Source organism: Kitasatospora sp. NPDC088351, from assembly GCF_040685575.1.
Classification (GTDB): domain Bacteria; phylum Actinomycetota; class Actinomycetes; order Streptomycetales; family Streptomycetaceae; genus Kitasatospora.
The window spans coordinates 68807-85644 of record NZ_JBFBIL010000014.1; the positions used below are offsets into that span (position 1 = coordinate 68807).

A 16838-nucleotide genomic window follows, 5' to 3' on the forward strand; every position below is an offset into this window, starting at 1 on the left:
GGGGCGATCATGACTGACCTCAGCAAGGCCCGCCGGGCCGCCGTCACCGTCCTGCTCGCCGCCGGCCTCGGCCTGGCCGTCACCCCGGCCGCGCACGCGGACGGTCCGGCGGGCGCCCCCGTCCCGGTCACCGCCGCCGAGCTGGCGCAGGCCCGTGGCGCGGCCCAGAGCCCGGCCGTCCTCGACCAGTTGGGCCACTTCTTCGCCCGCAAGGGCGTGCCGCCGACCCAGCAGCTGACCATCGGCGCGGCCGAGGAGGCACGGGCGGCGAGCGCGGCCGCCCCACGGCTGTCGGGTGAGACCGTGTCGGTGTACACGCTGGACGCGGCCTTCGTGTCCGGTACCCCGGGCGCACCGGTGGCGAAGGCCGAGTTCACCGCCAGCCGGGCCGTCTCGGCGGACGGCCAGGTCGCCTCGGTCTGGACGGTCAAGCAGGGCGACGGCTGGCGGGTGGTCAACATCGCCTCCGGCGGTGACGAGGGCGACTACGCGGCGAAGGCGGCGGCCGGCGGTGGCGGTACGGCCTTCCGGGAGCCGCAGCTGAACGCCTGGTACGTGCTGCGCGACGGCCGGGTACTGCCGCTGGACGACGAGGCGCGGCGCTCGGTGGGCACGGCGGGGGTGGGCCTGGCGGCCTACCAGAAGCTGGTCCAGCAGCGGTACGGGGACAAGCTGCCCGGCTCGGCGTACGACCGGGCCGGGAAGGGCGGTGGCTACCAGCCCGGTGCCACCGCCACGGAGGCGGAGGGTGGCGGCACCGCGCTGCCCGCCGTCACGGCGGCCGCGGCCCTGGGCGTCACCGCGCTCGCGGGCGCGGGTGTCGTCCTGCGGCGGCGGGCGGGCGCCCGGCGAGGGTAGGGCGGCCGCGCGGAGGACGGCGGGGCCCGGGATGCGGCCGGGTCCCGTCGCCGCGGGTGCGGGTCCGTTCCCCGCTACAGGCCGGCGAAGCCCCGTTCCAGTACGGCGAAGGTGTGGTCGACCAGGTCGACGATGTCCTGCTCGCCGCGGCCCTCGGCCCAGTGCAGCACCGCCTCGGTGGTGGCGGCGCCGAGGGCGGCGGCGGTGATCCGCATGTCCAGGGTCGGCTGGTCGACGCCGGCCCGCCGGGTCAGCACGTCGAGGTAGAGCCGCTGCGGGTCGTTGGCGGTGTCGATCATCCGGGCGCGCAGCGCGGGGACTTCGCCGACCAGCCGCATCCGGGTGAGCAGTTCCTCGCGTTCGTGCTGGAGCAGTTCGCGGAGCAGGCCGATGACGGCCTCCCGGCAGGAGCGGAGGAACGGTTCGTCGGCGGGCCGGGCCAGCAGCGCGGTGATCATCGCAGGGTCGTACTCGTCGGAGAGGACGAGGTCCTCCTTGGTGGCGAAGTACCGGAAGAAGGTGGACGGCGAGACCTCGGCCGCGGCCGCGATCTGGTCGACGGTCGTGTTCTCGTACCCCTGCTCGGCGATCAGCCGGTAGGCCTCCCGGCGGATCGCCTGGCGGGTCTTCAGCTTCTTGCGTTCGCGCAGCGACAGCGGCGCTTCCAGCATCGCCTGGACCGGGTTGGCCGGGCCTGCCGGATGCGCCGTTGTCGACCGGGGTGCGCTCATACCTTCGATTATCCGTGATCGCCGGCAGGCACCGTCGTCGGCTCCTGCTCCGGTCCCGGCCCGGTGGCTCCGCGCGGTTCGGCGGTGGGCATCCGCAGCCCGACGAGCACCGCCGACAGCACCGCGACCGCCCCGGCGACCAGCAGCACCAGCGCCATGCCGTGGACGTAGGCGGCGTGCGCGGAGGCGGCCAGCGCGGGGTTCCCGGTGGCTCCGGCGATGCCGTCGGCGGCGATCACCGACTGCCCGGCCCGGTCCGCCGCCTCGGCGGGGAGGCCGGCGGTGTCCAGCGCGCCCCGGTAGGAGTCGGCCAGCAGGCTGCCGAAGACCGCCACCCCGATCGCGCCGCCCACCTGGCGGAGCGTCTGCAGCAGCCCGGAGCCGACGCCGGCCCGGCCGGGAGGCAGCGTGAGCAGGGCGGAGGCCTGCGCGGTGATGAGTGACAGCCCCATGCCGAGGCCGAGCAGGGTGAGCCAGACCGCCGCCAGGCCGTAGCCGTCGGAGACCCGGGTGCGGCTGCCGAGCAGCAGGGCGGCCGCCAGCGCGGCCAGTCCGAAGGTGATGACCGCGCGGGGGCCGATCCGGGTGACCAGCCGGTCGCCGGCCTTGGCGGCCACCATCAGGCCGAGCATCATCGGCATCAGCCGCAGGCCGGTGCCGAAGGCGTCGGCGCCGAGCACGCTCTGGAAGTAGAGCGGCAGGACGAAGAAGGCGCCGAACAGGACGACCGAGACCAGCGTGGCGCCCACCGCCGACCAGCGGAAGGTCGGGTCGGCGAGCAGCGAGAGGTCGAGCATCGGGTCGCGCTGGTGGCGGCTGCGCAGCACCAGCAGGGTGAGGGCGGCCACGGCGCCGCCGATCACGCCGAGCACCAGTGGGTCGGCCCAGCCGCGGTCGGGGCCCTCGATGATGCCGTAGGTGAGTGCGGAGAGGCCGCCCGCGCCGAGCAGGGTGGCGAGCAGGTCGATCCTGGGCGCGGTGGGGTTGCGGGTCTCCGGGAGCAGGAGCAGGCAGGCGACGATGCCGATCACGGTCAGCGGGATGTTGATCACGAAGATCGCGCCCCACCAGAAGTGCTGGAGCAGGAAGCCGCCGAGCAGTGGGCCGAGCGGGGTACCCAGGGCGAGCGCGGCGGCCAGGATCGCGGTGGCGCGGCGCTGCTCGCCCGCCGGGAACAGCCCGGGGATCACGGCCATGGACATCGGCATGACCAGGGCGCCGGCCAGGCCCATCGCGGCGCGGGCGGCGACCAGGGTGCCGGGGCTGTCGGCGAGCATGCCGACGGCGGAGGCGAGGCCGAAGAGGGCGAGGCCGACGGTGAGGGTACGGCGGCGGCCGAACCGGTCGCCGACCAGCCCGGCCGGGAGCATCACGGCGGCGAAGACCACGGTGTAGGAGTCGACGATCCACTGCTGCTGCCCGGTGGTGGCCTGTAGCTGGGAGGCCAGGGTGGGCAGGGCGACGTTGAGGATCGTCATGTCGAAGCTGATCACCAGGACGCTCAGCGCGACGGCGACCAGCGCGAGCCAGCGCCGGGGGTCGGGTGCCGTCGCGGCCCCGGGGGGCTCGGGGGGCTCGGGTACGGGGGAGTCGGGTGCGGCGGGCACGGCAACCTCCGGGAGGCTGTGGGGAAGTCCCTGTCAAATGACAGTAACTCCTAAAAGATGCCGACAGTCAATATGTCCGGCAGGTGGCCGCCCGGATACGCTCTGTCATGTGTCCTGGAAGTGCGGGTTCCGCACACGGAATTGACGCAACGTTGATCTGTCGTTCGCCGCTTCGGGGCGGTGGCGGGTGACTGTCGGTAGATAGGATGTGGCAATCGGTCAGTGCGGACCGACGCGTGCCGAGAGCGGAGAAGGGGTGGGGCGGCAGGAGCCGACCACGAGCCCGGCGCAGGAAGGGGAAGGCGAATGGCCGACAAGGAGTCGAGCGTCCAGGTCCTGGGCGCGGCGGTGGTCGTGATGTCAGCGCTGGCCGTGGTCGCGGCCTATCTGATCAACGGCGCCGCGCTGGTACTGATGGTCGCGGGGGTCGAGGTGCTGCTGCTGATGGTGTACGTCGCCCGGCGCTGGCAGGCGTTGCGCCGGCCGGCCGTGCCGCGCGGACACCGCCCGGCCGGGGGCACCCCGGACGCCGCGCACTGCGAGCGCTGCCGCCGGGCCCGCGAGGCGCTGGACGCCCGGCAGGCGCGCTCCCGTGAGCGCTCCGCCCCCCAGCGCTCCGTGCCCGGGCGCCCTGTGCCCGAGCGCCCGTTCCGCGACCGCCCGGCCCCGGAGCGCTTCGGTCGGGAGCGCCCCGCCCCGGACTGGACGGCGGAACGGGCGGCCGCCCGGTCGCTGGACCGGTCGACCGCCCGTGACGGGGTGCCGGGTTCAGCCGGCCGCGCTGTACGCCACCAGTGAGACGCCGACGTACTGCACGATGAAGGCCCCGAGGGTGAAGGCGTGGAACACCTCGTGGAAGCCGAACCAGCGCGGTGACGGGTTGGGCCGCTTGAGCCCGTACACCACACCGCCGATGCTGTAGAGCACCCCGCCGACGATCATCAGCACCATGACGGCGACGCCGCCGGTGCGCAGGAAGTCCGGCAGGAAGAACGCGGCGGCCCAGCCCAGCGCGATGTACACCGGTGTGTACAGCCAGCGCGGTGCGCCGACCCAGAACACCCGGAACGCAATGCCCGCCAGCGCGCCGCCCCAGGCCACCCAGAGCAGCACCTGCTGCGCGGCGCCGTGCAGCAGCAGGATGGTGAACGGGGTGTAGGTGCCCGCGATGATCAGGAAGATGTTCGCGTGGTCGAGCCGGCGCAGGACGGCGTCACCGCGCGGACCCCAGGTGAACCGGTGGTAGACGGCGCTCACCCCGAACAGCAGCCAGGCGCTGACCGAGTAGATCGCGCAGGCGATCTTGGCTGGGGTGGAGTCGGCCAGGCAGATCAGCACGATCCCGGCGGCGACCGTGGCGGGGAACATCCCGGCGTGCAGCCAGCCGCGCCACTTCGGCTTGCTCTCGTGGAGCTCAGCAGTCATGGGCAGCATGCTACCCGTTACCTACGGATCCGTAGGTTACTCGCGCGTAGGTAGTGGCGATCGTCACTCTTGGACGTTTTGGAGTGTTCGGAGCGACGGGTCGCGCGCCGGGGCTGGGACGGAAGCGCGTGGTTACCCATAAGTAATCATACTTAATGGAGTAAAAGGTGAGTCAATTTCACCGCTGCGCCGCAGTCGGGGCTTGGGGCCGGAGCTACGCTGCAAGCACCCTCAAACCCCCGCTACGCCGTCTCTCTGCCGAGATGGCGTGAAACGGAGCGATCGTGTCGTACGAGAACTCTGCTCTCAGCGCATCCGCGCCCACCAGCCACACGCGTCTGCTGGCCTGGGTGAGCGAGATCGCGGAGCTCACCCAGCCTGACCGCATCGAGTGGTGCGACGGTTCCGAAGAGGAGAACCAGCGCCTCGCGGACCTGCTGGTGGCTCAGGGCACCTTCCGGAAGCTCAACGAGGAGAAGCGCCCCGACTCCTACTACGCCGCCTCGGACCCCACGGACGTGGCGCGCGTCGAGGACCGCACCTACATCTGCTCCGAGCAGGAGAAGGACGCCGGCCCGACCAACAACTGGAAGGCCCCCGCCGAGATGCGGGAGGTCTTCCAGGGCACCGACGGGCTGTTCCGCGGCGCGATGAAGGGCCGCACGATGTACGTCGTGCCCTTCTCGATGGGCCCGGTCGGCTCCCCGCTGGCCGCGTACGGCGTCGAGATCACCGACTCCGCCTACGTCGCCGTGTCGATGCGGGTGATGACCCGCATGGGCCAGGCGGTGCTCGACCAGCTGGGCGAGGACGGCGACTTCGTCCGGGCCGTGCACACCGTCGGCGCCCCGCTGGCCGAGGGCCAGGCGGACGTGCCGTGGCCGTGCAACAGCACCAAGTACATCTCGCACTTCCCGGAGACCAAGGAGATCTGGTCCTTCGGCTCCGGCTACGGCGGCAACGCCCTGCTCGGCAAGAAGTGCTACGCGCTGCGCATCGCCTCGACGATGGCCCGCGACGAGGGCTGGCTGGCCGAGCACATGCTCGTCCTCAAGCTCACCCCGCCGGCCGGCCCCGCGGGCACCGCCGAGCCCAAGTACGTCGCGGCCGCCTTCCCGTCCGCCTGCGGCAAGACCAACCTCGCCATGCTCCAGCCGACCATCCCGGGCTGGAAGGTCGAGACGATCGGCGACGACATCGCCTGGATGCGCTTCGGCGCCGACGGGCGGCTGTACGCCATCAACCCCGAGGCCGGCTTCTTCGGCGTCGCCCCCGGCACCGGCGTGGACACCAACGCCAACGCCATCGAGACGCTCTGGGGCAACACCGTCTACACCAACGTCGCCCTCACCGACGACGGCGACGTGTGGTGGGAGGGCCTCACCGAGGAGCCCCCGGCGCACCTCACCGACTGGCGCGGCAACGACTGGACGCCGGAGTCCGGCACCCCGGCCGCCCACCCGAACGCGCGCTTCGCCGTCCCGGCCGCGCAGTGCCCGACCATCGCCCCCGAGTGGGAGGACCCGGCGGGTGTGCCGATCTCGGCCATCCTGTTCGGTGGCCGCCGCGCCACCGCCGTCCCGCTGGTGACGGAGTCCTTCGACTGGCAGCACGGCGTCTTCCTGGGCGCCAACATCGCCTCCGAGAAGACCGCCGCCGCCGAGGGCACCGTCGGCGAGCTGCGCCGCGACCCGTTCGCGATGCTGCCGTTCTGCGGCTACAACATGGGCGACTACTTCGCCCACTGGCTGAAGGTCGGCGCCCGGGCGGACGCCGCCAAGCTGCCGAAGATCTACTACGTGAACTGGTTCCGCAAGAACTCCGCGGGCAAGTTCGTCTGGCCGGGTTACGGCGAGAACAGCCGCGTGCTGAAGTGGATCGTCGAGCGCCTGGAGGGCACCGGCGAGGGCGTCGAGACCCCGATCGGCGTGCTGCCGACCGTGGACGGCTTCGACCTGTCCGGCCTGGACCTCTCCGAGGCCGACCGCGAGCTGCTCTTCACCGTGGACGCCGACATCTGGCGCCAGGAGGCCGCGCTCGTCCCGGCCCACCTGGAGCTCTTCGGCGACCACACGCCCACCGAGCTGTGGGACGAGTACCGCGCCCTGGTGAAGCGCCTCGGCTGAGCCGGGCGCCGAACCGATCGGACAGTACGGCCGGAGCCCCGGCCGCACGAGCGGAGGCCGTCCGGCCGGGGCTCCGGCGCGAGTGCGGGGCGGAGACACCGGGTCACCGGGCGGCGGAGCGCCCGGAGCCCGCGGCCGTCCGGGGTACGTGTCGATCAAGGGCCGGTCACGGCTGGGTGTAGCCGCTGAGGAAGTCGCCGATCCGGGTGACGGCGTCGGTGATCTCCTCGGCGCGGGGGAGGGTGACCAGCCGGAAGTGGTCGGGCTCGGGCCAGTTGAAGCCGGTGCCCTGGACCAGCAGGATCCGCTGGGCGCGCAGCAGGTCCAGCACCATCTGGGCGTCGTCCTTGATCTTGTAGACCTTCGGGTCGAGCCGGGGGAAGGCGTACAGCGCGCCCTTCGGCTTGACGCAGCTGACGCCCGGGATGTCGTTCAGCAGCCGGTAGGCGGCGTCCCGGGACTCCAGCAGCCGCCCGCCGGGCAGGACGAGGTCCTTGACCGACTGCCGGCCGCCGAGCGCCGCGGCCACCGCGTGCTGGGCGGGCATGTTGGCGCAGAGCCGCATCGAGGCGAGCACCGTCAGGCCCTCGATATAGCTGTGGGCACGCTGGCGTTCGCCGGAGAGCACCATCCAGCCGGAGCGGAAACCCGCCACCCGGTACGCCTTGGACAGGCCGTTGAAGGTGACGCAGAAGAGGTCCGGCGCCAGGGTGGCCAGCGGGATGTGCTCGGCGTCGTCGTAGAGGATCTTGTCGTAGATCTCGTCCGCGTAGACCACCAGCTGGTGCCGGCGGGCGATCTCGACGATGCCCTCCAGCACCTCGCGCGGGTAGACCGCGCCGGTCGGGTTGTTCGGGTTGATCACCACGATCGCCCTGGTCCGGTCGGTGACCCTGGCCTCGATGTCGGCGAGGTCCGGGTACCACTCGGACTGCTCGTCGCAGCGGTAGTGCACGGCGGTGCCGCCGGCCAGCGAGACGGAGGCCGTCCAGAGCGGGTAGTCCGGGGCCGGGACGAGCACCTCGTCGCCGTCGTCCAGCAGCGCGGTCATGGCCAGCTGGATCAGCTCGGAGACGCCGTTGCCGAGGAAGACGTCCTCGACGCCGAGCCCGTGCAGGCCGCGCTCCTCGTAGTGCATCACCACGGCGCGGCGGGCGGACAGCAGGCCCTTGGAGTCGCCGTACCCGTGCGCGGACGCCAGGTTGCGCAGGATGTCCTGGAGGATCTCGGGGGGCGCCTCGAAGCCGAACACGGCGGGGTTGCCGGTGTTGAGCTTCAGGATGCGGTGGCCCTGCTCCTCCAGCCGCATCGCCTCGTCGAGCACCGGGCCGCGGATGTCGTAGCAGACGTTGGCGAGCTTGCTGGACTGGATGACCTGCATGCCTGCTTACTTTAGGGGCAGAACGGCGCTGGTCGGGCCGTGTCCCGGGACGCGATCGAAGGACCCCGGGAGCCCTCCTTCGATCGGCAGGCCGGGGTGGCCGACGGGCCTTCCAAACCGGGGCCGGGCCGCCCGGGAGAGTGCCGTAGGCGAGGAAGCCGGGCGGAAAGCCGTGCGGGACGAGACGGAGGGCACACCGCTTCGGGCGCCCCCGGCCGCGCGGGCGGGGCGGACTTTCCCGGCCGGGCCGCGGTGCCGCGGTGGCCTCCCCGTGGATGATGTGGTCGGTGCGGCGCCCTGAGTCGGCGTTCGCCGCGCCGACCGGACGTGGACGGACGCCGGTCGGACACCCCGGGCCCGGGGTGTCCGACCGGCGGTGAGCGAGAGGGGGCGCGCCGTGATCCCAGCCGTGGTCGGGGCGGTGCTGGCCGGCCTGCTGGTGGCACCGGCGCTGCGGGGCCTGGTGGTGCGGTACGCCGTGCCCGAGGGCGAACCGTGGTGCACCGCCTGCCCGTTGTGCGGGCGGACGCTGCGCGGGCTGCCGCCGACCGGGCGGTGTCCGGGCTGCCGGGAGCGGCTCGGGCCCGGTGCCTGGCGGGTGGAACTGGTCGCGGTGGCGGTCGCCGCCGCGGTGGCGGTCGCCACGGACGGGCCGCAGGGAGTGGCGCTGGTCTGGGCGGCCGGGCTCGGCGTGGTGCTCGCCTTCGTCGACGCCCGGGTGCGCCGGCTGCCGTACCCGCTGACGCTGGCGCTGGCCGCCGGGGTCGCCGGGCTGCTGGTGGCGGCCGCGCTGACGGACGGCCGTCCGGGGGTGCTGCTCCGCTGTCTGCTGGTGGCGCTGGCCGCCGCCGCGCTGTTCGAACTCCCGGTCTGGTTCGGCCTGATGGGCGGCGGCGACTCCCCGCTGGCGTTCGCGCTCGGTGCCCTGCTCGGCTGGTACGGCTGGGGCGCGGCCTTCACCGCGCTGTTCGCGGCCGTGCTGTCGGCCGGGCTCTGGGGCCTCGGCCGGGCCGCCGCCGCGCTGGCGCGCCGTCGGCCGGTCCGCGGGATCGAACTGCCGATGGGCCCGTTCCTGCTGCTCGGTACGGTGGTCGCGGTCTCCTTGCGGTAACGGCCCGCGGCAACGGCGAACGGGGCCCGCCGTACCGGTCAGGTACGACGGGCCCCGCCGTCGGCGCGCAGGCCCCACCCTCAAGGAGCGGCGCGCCGGGGGGAGTTACGGCATCTTGTGGACGAACGGGCCGACCGTGTTGGAGAAGGCGTTCCCGTTGTTGGCGTCCCAGTTGGTGGACCAGGTCATCGCGCCCCGGATGGTCGGCCACTTGGCCGGCGGGACGAAGCTGCCGCAGTTGTTGCCGGTGGCCAGGCAGTCCAGCGCGTTGTTCACCACGGTCGGCGAGACGTAGCCGCCGCCGGCCGCCTTGGTGGAGGCGGGGACGCCGATGCCGACCTGGTCGGGCCGCAGGCCGCCCTGGATCTGGGTGCAGACCTGCGAGGTGATGAAGTCGATGGTGCCCTGGTTGTAGACCTTGCCGTCGCAGCCGTTCATGCCGCCCGAGTTGTAGTACTGGGTGTTGACGACGGTCAGGATGTCCTTGGTGTTCAGCGCCAGCTGGAAGTAGGCGCCGGCGGTGCTGTACATCCCGATGGTCTCGGGGGCCATCGTCAGGACGAAGTTCGGGCCGACCTTGGCCTGCAGGCTGTGCAGCGCGTTGCCGAGCTGGGTCGGGTTGATGGCGTTCTCGAGGTCGACGTCGATGCCGTCGAAGCCGTAGTCCTTGATGACGGCGTACGCGCTGTCGACGAACGCGGCGGCGGCGGTCGGGTCGTTGACGACGATCGTGCCGTCCTGGCCGCCGATCGAGAGGATGACCTTCTTGCCGGCCGCCTGCTTGGCCTTGAGGTCGGCCCGGAACTGGGCGTCGGTGTAGCCGCCGAGGGCCTTGGACAGGCCCGGGTCCAGGGTGAAGCTGATCGCGCCGGCCCTGGTCGGCACGGCGTTGGCGAAGGAGACCGCGATGATGTCGTACGCGCTCTGGACGTCGGCGAGCTTCTGGACGGTCGAGTTGTTGTCGAAGTTCTGCCAGTAGCCGGTGACGGCGTGCTTGGGCAGGCCGGTGACCGGCGGGTTGGTGCTGGTCGCGGTCGCCGTGGGGGTCGGCGTCGCGGTCTGGGTCGGGGTGGCGGTGGCCGTCGGCGTCGCGGTCTGGGTCGGCGAGGCGGTGGCGGTCGGCGTCTGGGTGGGGGTGGCCGTCGCGGTCGGGCTCGGCGAGGAGGTGCCGCCCGGGCCGCTCAGGGTGATGTCGTCCGCGAAGTAGGCGCTCTGGCCGTACCAGCCGTGCACGTAGAGCGTGATGCTGCTGGCGCTCGCGCCGGTGGTGAAGGTGGTGGAGAGCTGGTTCCAGCTGTTCTGGTTGGACCAGACGCTCGGGTCGGTGCCGCCGGTGCCGCGCGCGCCGAGGTAGACGTACGGGCCCTGGACCCAGCCGCTCAGGGTGTAGCTGGTGTTGGGCAGCACGCTGATGGTCTGCGTGCACTCGGCCGTGTCGCCGGCGCCGGGGGTGGCCTGCAGCGCTCCGGTGCCGGAGTGGACCGGGGTGGTGACGACGCCCGCGTTGCCGGTACAGCTCCAGCCGGCCAGGCTGCCGGATTCGAAGCCGCCGTTGGTGACCAGGTTGCCGACGGCCGCGTTGGCGCCGCCGGCGAAGAGGGCGAGGCCGCTGCCGGCGAGGGCGAGGGCGGTGGCTCCGGCCGCGAGGGCCGGGAGCGTGCTGCGGCGCTTGTGCGCAGGCTGGTTCAGCGTACGGGCCATGGGGGTGACGCTCCTGGGAGAGGAGGGGCGGCCGCCGCGGTGGGGGGCGCGGCGGCCGCGTGTGGGGGAGGGGAGGTCCGCAGTACTGCTTCTGGTAGGGCGGGGTTCAGCAGTTCGTTCCGCCCTGGGTCAAAAGCTGGACTAGACCATTGGGGGTCGTCAAGCATTGAACCGTCGGCTTACGGATTCCTTAAGGAACCGGAGACCGTTCCGTATCCGGAGCAGCGCGGAGGCCCCGGAGTGTCCGGGCGCGCCTTCCGGCCACAGCCGCCACACCTGTCGCGACAGACTTCGTACAGGACCGTGACCCGACCGCTACCTGCGGCTTTCCCGCCCGACTCCGGGCGGGAGTAGGCTGCGCCAGGGGTTGTGACGGACCCCCGGGAATGAGTACGGAGGGGCCGAAAATCATGGGTCTGCGCGATGTCGTCGAACGTACGCCGGGGCTGCGCACCCTGTTGGACGGTATGTACGGCCTCTACGGCCGCCGGGTCGAGGTCCACCTCGCCCGCACCCCCCACCACATCGGGGTGATCCTCGACGGCAACCGCCGCTGGGCGAAGGCCACCGGTGGCTCCACCGCCTACGGCCACCAGCGCGGCGCCGACAAGATCAGCGAGTTCCTCGGCTGGTGCGACGAGACCCACGTCAAGGTCGTCACGCTGTGGATGCTCTCCACCGACAACCTCTCCCGGCCCGCCGACGAGCTCGTCCCGCTGCTCGGGATCATCGAGGACGCCGTCACCGGCCTGGCCGGCGCCCGCCGCTGGCGGGTCAACCCGGTCGGTGCGCTGGACCTGCTCCCGCAGCACACCGCGGACGTGCTCAAGCGCGCCGCCGAGGAGACCGCCGGGATCGAGGGCATCACCGTCAACGTCGCCGTCGGGTACGGCGGCCGGCACGAGATCGCCGACGCCGTCCGCTCGCTGCTCCAGGAGCACGCCGGGCGCGGCACCTCGATCGAGGAACTGGCCGAAATCCTCGACGTCGAGCACATCGCCGAGCACCTGTACACCAAGGGCCAGCCCGATCCGGACCTGGTCATCCGCACCTCGGGCGAGCAGCGGCTGTCCGGCTTCCTGCTCTGGCAGAGCGCGCACAGCGAGTTCTACTTCTGCGAGGCGTACTGGCCGGCCTTCCGCAAGGTGGACTTCCTGCGGGCGCTGCGCGCCTTCGAACAGCGCAACCGGCGAATGGGGCTCTGACCTCGGGCCCGTAGGCCTGGCCTACCCGGAGTCCGCGCGAGGCCAAACGTTCACCGGCAATGATCCGTCAGTTCGCCGGGGGCGCGAATGCACCGTCCCTCGCCTGGGAATACTCCAGTCAGACCGGCCCCGAGGCCACCGGGGCAGCGGGGGCCGGCTTGCCGCGGATGACGCAGGGTCATCCGCTCTGGAGGCCTAGTGGTCAGTTCCAAGAGCCGCCGGACGCCAGACCGGCGCACGTACGTTCTCGACACCAGCGTGCTCCTCGCGGACCCTCTCGCGATGACCCGCTTCGAGGAGCACGAGGTCGTCCTGCCGGTGGTCGTGGTCACCGAGCTGGAGGCCAAGCGGCACCATCCGGAGCTGGGCTACTTCGCCCGTCAGGCGCTGCGGCTGCTCGACGACTACCGGATCCGCTTCGGCCGGCTGGACGAGCCGATCCCGGTCGGCGAGCTGGGCGGCACCATCCGGGTCGAGCTCAACCACTCCGACCTGTCGATACTGCCGGTCGGCTACCGCGCCGGCGGCGGCGAGGCGGACACCCGGATCCTGGCGGTGGCCCGCAACCTCCAGGCCGAGGGGTACGACGTCACGGTCGTCTCCAAGGACCTGCCGCTGCGGATCAAGGCCAGCTCGGTGGGCCTGCTCGCCGAGGAGTACCGGGCCGAGCTGGCGATCACCTCCGGCTGGACGGGCATGTCCGAACTGCATGTCGCGGCCGACGAGGTGGACGCGCTGTTCGCGGCCGGCCACGACGCCGCGGTGGACATCGAGGGCGCCGCCGAACTGCCCGTCCACACCGGACTGGTGCTCAGCTCCGAGCGCGGCCGGGCGCTGGGCCGGGTGACCGGTGACGGCCGGGTCCGGCTGGTGCGCGGAGAGCGTGAGGCCTTCGGACTGCGCGGGCGCAGCGCCGAGCAGCGGGTCGCGCTGGACCTGCTGCTCGATCCGGAGGTCGGCATCGTCTCGATGGGCGGCCGGGCCGGCACCGGGAAGTCCGCGCTGGCGCTGTGCGCAGGCCTGGAGGCGGTGCTGGAGCGGCGGCAGCACCGCAAGGTGATGGTCTTCCGGCCGCTGTACGCGGTCGGCGGCCAGGAGCTCGGCTATCTGCCGGGCTCCGAGACGGAGAAGATGAGCCCCTGGGCGCAGGCGGTCTTCGACACCCTCTCCGCCGTCACCACCCCGGACGTGATCGAGGAGGTCATCTCCCGGGGGATGCTGGAGGTCCTGCCGCTGACGCACATCCGGGGGCGCTCGCTGCACGACGCCTTCGTGATCGTGGACGAGGCGCAGTCGCTGGAGCGCAACGTCCTGCTGACGGTGCTGTCCCGGATCGGCCAGGGCTCGCGGGTGGTGCTCACCCACGACGTGGCGCAGCGGGACAACCTCAGGGTGGGCCGGTACGACGGGGTGGTGGCGGTGGTGGAGAAGCTGAAGGGGCATCCGCTGTTCGCGCACATCACGCTGACGCGCTCGGAGCGTTCGCCGATCGCGGCGCTGGTCACGGAGATGCTGGAGGACATCAACCCGTGAGCCGGGGGGCTGTTCCGGCCTGACCGCCCCATTCGGTCATAGTCGGACAATATGGTCAATTCTGGGCGTGGGGCCCGCTCCTGACGGGGCGGGCCCCCGCCCTTTTCATCACATCGAGTGCTTTCTGTCCGAAGAACTCCGGTGTGGTGAATGTGAGATGCGCCACGCAACAGGGAATTGCGTCGACGCGGCCCGGTGCGGCATGGTGAGGGTTCTGTCAGGCCCCGCGTACGGCGTGACAGGGCTTCCGGAGTCTCGGGAGTCCGACCCGGACAGTCCGCCAACTCTGTTGAGTGGACGCACAATTGAACACCGACTAGCCGTACGCCGCCCGATCGCAACGCCCGGTCGCCTCACCTCGGCCGGACGCCGGGTCAGTACCTCCCGTGACCAGCACCGTACGGAGGGCAGCGCCAAGGGGCAGGTTGCGCCCGCACGGTCACGCGTGGGCGATGCTGGAAGGAAACCATGTGACTCGGATCTCGGTCCGGGGAGTTGCTGTGGCCTCCGCCACCGCCGTCACCGCTGTCGGTGCCGTCGTGGGTGTGGCCTCGGGCAGCGAGGGCAAGACGACGCAGACGGTCGATGTCGCCGGCGCGACCCTGCTTGCCGAAGTCCCCTCTGGCGCCCAGGCGCAGACCATCAGTGACAACATCGGCCAGCAGGCGACCGCCCAGCAGGCCTCGGCCGACGCCGCCGCCAAGGAGGCCGCCGAGAAGAAGGCGGCCGAGGAGGCCGCGCGTCAGCAGGCCGCCGCCGATGCCCAGGCGAAGGCCGACGCGCAGGCCAAGGCCGACGCGGAGAAGGCCGAAGCGGAGAAGGCGGCCGAGGAGAAGCGCAAGGCCGACGAGGCCGCCGCCAACCGCTCCAAGGCCCGCTCGTCGATGTCCGCCACCGACACCTCGGCTCCGCCGGTCTCGGCCAGCCCCGGCTCGGTGCAGGCGCTCGCCCAGCAGATCGTCGGCAACGACGCGCAGTTCCAGTGCTTCAGCCAGATCGTGAAGCGCGAGAGCGGCTGGAACTACACCGCCACCAACAAGAGCTCCGGCGCCTACGGCCTGGTCCAGGCGCTGCCCGGCTCCAAGATGGCCTCGGCGGGCGCCGACTGGCGCACCAACCCGGCGACGCAGATCCAGTGGGGCCTGAGCTACATGAACAGCCGCTACGGCAGCCCCTGTGGCGCCTGGTCGTTCTGGCAGTCGCACCACTGGTACTAGGAACCACCGGCACCGGCCACCACCGGAGCCGCCGAACGGCCCCCGACCGCTCTCCGGTCGGGGGCCGTTCCGCTTGGGACGAGCGGGCCGCGCCGCCCGGGCCGCGCTGACCAGTGCGCTCGCGGGCGGTGCGGCCCTGGGTGCGGACGCGGGGCGCGGGAAGGGGTCCTGGTTGCTCCCCGCACCGGCCGGTCCGCCGACAGATGGCTCCGGGCCCCGTTCGGGCTCCTCCCCGCTGCCCCCTGCCTGAAACCACCTGTTTCCGATGGTTCGCCCTGATTCGGGCGCCGGCTCGGGGGCGGTCCGGGACCGGACCGGGCCGGCCGATCGCTGCCGGGGGCGGAGAACCGCCCGGCCCGCCGGACTCACGGCCCGCCGGGCGGGTAGCGTCATCCCCGACGGCCGTGGCAGGACCCACGGCGTACCGCCGGGTACGGCGGCCCGGCGGGGAGTGGTGGTAGCAGGGATGGCGCGGGGCGGGAAGGCCTTCAAGGTCGTGGCCAAGGGCGTGGCCGTGGTGGCCAGTGCGGCCGCTGTGATCGAGCGGCGCCGACGGGCCGCGATGGCGGCCGAATTCGCCGGGGCACCGGTCACCGGGACCGAGATCGAGTCCGGGGCCGGGGTCGAGGCCGCGGCGATCGCCGCGGTGGCGGGACCGCTTCCGGCGCCGCGGGCGGAGACCGCCCCCGTGCCGCCGGCCCTGCCCGGGACGGCCGGGGAGCCCGCGCCCGCACCGGTTCCGGGGCCGGCCCCGCACGCGGCGTTCGGACGGGAGCCGCACCTCGGGCGGCCCGCCACCCCCGCCGAGGCCGTGCCGTGGGGTCTGCGGGTGGCCGCCGAGTCGACCTGGCGGCTGCTGCTGCTCGGCGCCGCGCTCTACGTCGTCTTCATGGTCGTCGACATGCTGCGGCTGGTCGCCTTCGCGGTGCTGGCCTCGCTGCTGATCTCCGCGCTGCTGGAGCCCACCGTCTCCTGGCTGCGCCGGCACGGCGTACCGCGCTCGCTGGCCGCCGGCGGGGTGTTCATGAGCGGTCTGGCCGGGATAGGGCTGGTCGGCTGGTTCGTGGTCTGGCAGGTGACCACCAACCTGTCGACGGTCACCACCAAGGTCCAGGCCGGTGTCGACCAGCTGCGGGACTGGCTGATCACCGGCCCGCTGCACCTGACCCAGCAGCAGATCACCGACTTCGCCAACCAGATCACCAAGGCGATCAGCACCAACACCGAGCAGATCACCTCGGCCAGCCTGACCGGCGCGCAGATCGCCGTCGAGGTGCTGACCGCCGTGCTGCTGGCGTTCTTCACCACCTTCTTCTTCCTCTACGACGGCGAGCGGATCTGGAACTGGGCGCTGCGCGGGCTGCCCCGGCACTCCCGCTACGCGATGGCCGGGGCCGGGCCGAAGGCCTGGGCGACGCTCACCGCGTATGTGCGCGGCACCGTCTGCGTGGCCTTCATCGACGCCGTCTGCATCGGGATCGGCATCGAGCTGCTGGGGGTGCCGATGGCGCTGCCGCTGGCCGTGATCATCTTCCTGGGTGCCTTCGTCCCGCTGGTCGGCGCGCTGGTCACCGGCACCGTCGCGGTCCTGATCGCGCTGGTCACCGAGGGGCCGTTCACCGCCCTGATGGTGCTGGTGGTGCTGGTCGCCGTCCAGCAGATCGAGGGGCATGTGCTCCAGCCGCTGATCCTCGGCCGGGCCGTCCGGGTCCACCCGCTGGGCGTGGTGCTGGGCGTCGCCGCCGGCAGCATCATCGGCGGTATCGGCGGTGCGATCGTCGCGGTGCCGCTGATCGCGGTCACCAACACCGTGGTCACCCATCTGCGCCGCCGCAACGAGGCCGGTCAGGCCGTCTTCACCGCGCTGGAGGCCGCCCGCGAGGCCGCCGGGCGCACCGCCGCGACGGCGCCGCAGACCCCGGCGCCCTGAGGGGGCCGCGGAT

Annotated in this window: 13 protein-coding genes; 8 read left to right on the plus strand and 5 right to left on the minus strand. The window is 72.4% G+C overall.

Annotated elements, in window-relative coordinates; all coding sequences use genetic code 11:
- The first annotated feature begins 9 nt into the window (after nucleotides 1–9).
- Nucleotides 10–858, plus strand: a complete 849-nt coding sequence (locus tag AB0P06_RS13600; RefSeq protein WP_363607420.1) for a hypothetical protein — start codon at nucleotides 10–12, stop codon at nucleotides 856–858.
- Between the two features lie 74 nt (nucleotides 859–932).
- On the opposite strand, the gene AB0P06_RS13605 is transcribed toward AB0P06_RS13600, so the two are convergent.
- Nucleotides 933–1589, minus strand: a complete 657-nt coding sequence (locus AB0P06_RS13605) for a TetR family transcriptional regulator (protein WP_363607421.1) — start codon at nucleotides 1587–1589, stop codon at nucleotides 933–935.
- A gap of 8 nt (nucleotides 1590–1597) precedes the next feature.
- Nucleotides 1598–3196, minus strand: coding sequence for an MFS transporter (locus AB0P06_RS13610; RefSeq protein ID WP_363607422.1), 1599 nt, complete (start codon nucleotides 3194–3196; stop codon nucleotides 1598–1600).
- Nucleotides 3197–3502: 306 nt separating this feature from the next.
- Between AB0P06_RS13610 and AB0P06_RS13615 the strand changes: the two genes are divergently transcribed.
- A complete protein-coding gene (locus AB0P06_RS13615; RefSeq protein WP_363607423.1) occupies nucleotides 3503–3994 on the plus strand; it encodes a hypothetical protein in 492 nt (163 codons plus the stop codon).
- Here the strand turns inward: AB0P06_RS13615 and AB0P06_RS13620 are convergent.
- Entirely contained in the window at nucleotides 3965–4630 is a 666-nt protein-coding gene (locus tag AB0P06_RS13620) for a hemolysin III family protein (protein ID WP_363607424.1), read from the minus strand. The genes AB0P06_RS13615 and AB0P06_RS13620 overlap by 30 nt on opposite strands.
- Nucleotides 4631–4905: 275 nt before the next feature.
- Here AB0P06_RS13620 and AB0P06_RS13625 point away from each other — a divergent pair, with 275 nt between their 5' ends.
- A complete protein-coding gene (locus AB0P06_RS13625; protein ID WP_363607425.1) occupies nucleotides 4906–6747 on the plus strand; it encodes a phosphoenolpyruvate carboxykinase (GTP) in 1842 nt (613 codons plus the stop codon).
- Nucleotides 6748–6913: 166 nt separating this feature from the next.
- Here the strand turns inward: AB0P06_RS13625 and AB0P06_RS13630 are convergent, their stop codons facing one another.
- A complete protein-coding gene (locus AB0P06_RS13630; RefSeq protein WP_363607426.1) occupies nucleotides 6914–8128 on the minus strand; it encodes a pyridoxal phosphate-dependent aminotransferase in 1215 nt (404 codons plus the stop codon).
- A 397-nt stretch (nucleotides 8129–8525) separates the two neighbouring features.
- Between AB0P06_RS13630 and AB0P06_RS13635 the strand changes: the two genes are divergently transcribed.
- Nucleotides 8526–9239: a prepilin peptidase gene (locus AB0P06_RS13635; RefSeq protein WP_363607427.1), complete on the plus strand. Its 714-nt coding sequence runs from the start codon at nucleotides 8526–8528 to the stop codon at nucleotides 9237–9239.
- 105 nt (nucleotides 9240–9344) lie between these two features.
- On the opposite strand, the gene AB0P06_RS13640 is transcribed toward AB0P06_RS13635, so the two are convergent.
- Complete coding sequence (locus AB0P06_RS13640; RefSeq protein ID WP_363607428.1) at nucleotides 9345–10940, minus strand: glycosyl hydrolase family 18 protein; 1596 nt, start codon at nucleotides 10938–10940, stop codon at nucleotides 9345–9347.
- A gap of 410 nt (nucleotides 10941–11350) precedes the next feature.
- Between AB0P06_RS13640 and AB0P06_RS13645 the strand changes: the two genes are divergently transcribed.
- The 4 genes from AB0P06_RS13645 to AB0P06_RS13660 all read left to right on the plus strand — a co-directional run bounded on the left by AB0P06_RS13645 (nucleotide 11351) and on the right by AB0P06_RS13660 (nucleotide 16825).
- Nucleotides 11351–12145, plus strand: coding sequence for an isoprenyl transferase (locus AB0P06_RS13645; RefSeq protein WP_363607429.1), 795 nt, complete (start codon nucleotides 11351–11353; stop codon nucleotides 12143–12145).
- A gap of 198 nt (nucleotides 12146–12343) precedes the next feature.
- Nucleotides 12344–13678 (plus strand): PhoH family protein, encoded by a 1335-nt coding sequence (locus tag AB0P06_RS13650; RefSeq protein ID WP_363607430.1) that lies wholly within the window; start codon nucleotides 12344–12346, stop codon nucleotides 13676–13678.
- Between the two features lie 452 nt (nucleotides 13679–14130).
- Complete coding sequence (locus AB0P06_RS13655) at nucleotides 14131–14895, plus strand: transglycosylase SLT domain-containing protein (RefSeq protein WP_363607431.1); 765 nt, start codon at nucleotides 14131–14133, stop codon at nucleotides 14893–14895.
- Between the two features lie 466 nt (nucleotides 14896–15361).
- A complete protein-coding gene (locus tag AB0P06_RS13660; RefSeq protein WP_363607432.1) occupies nucleotides 15362–16825 on the plus strand; it encodes an AI-2E family transporter in 1464 nt (487 codons plus the stop codon).
- Nucleotides 16826–16838: the final 13 nt, after the last annotated feature.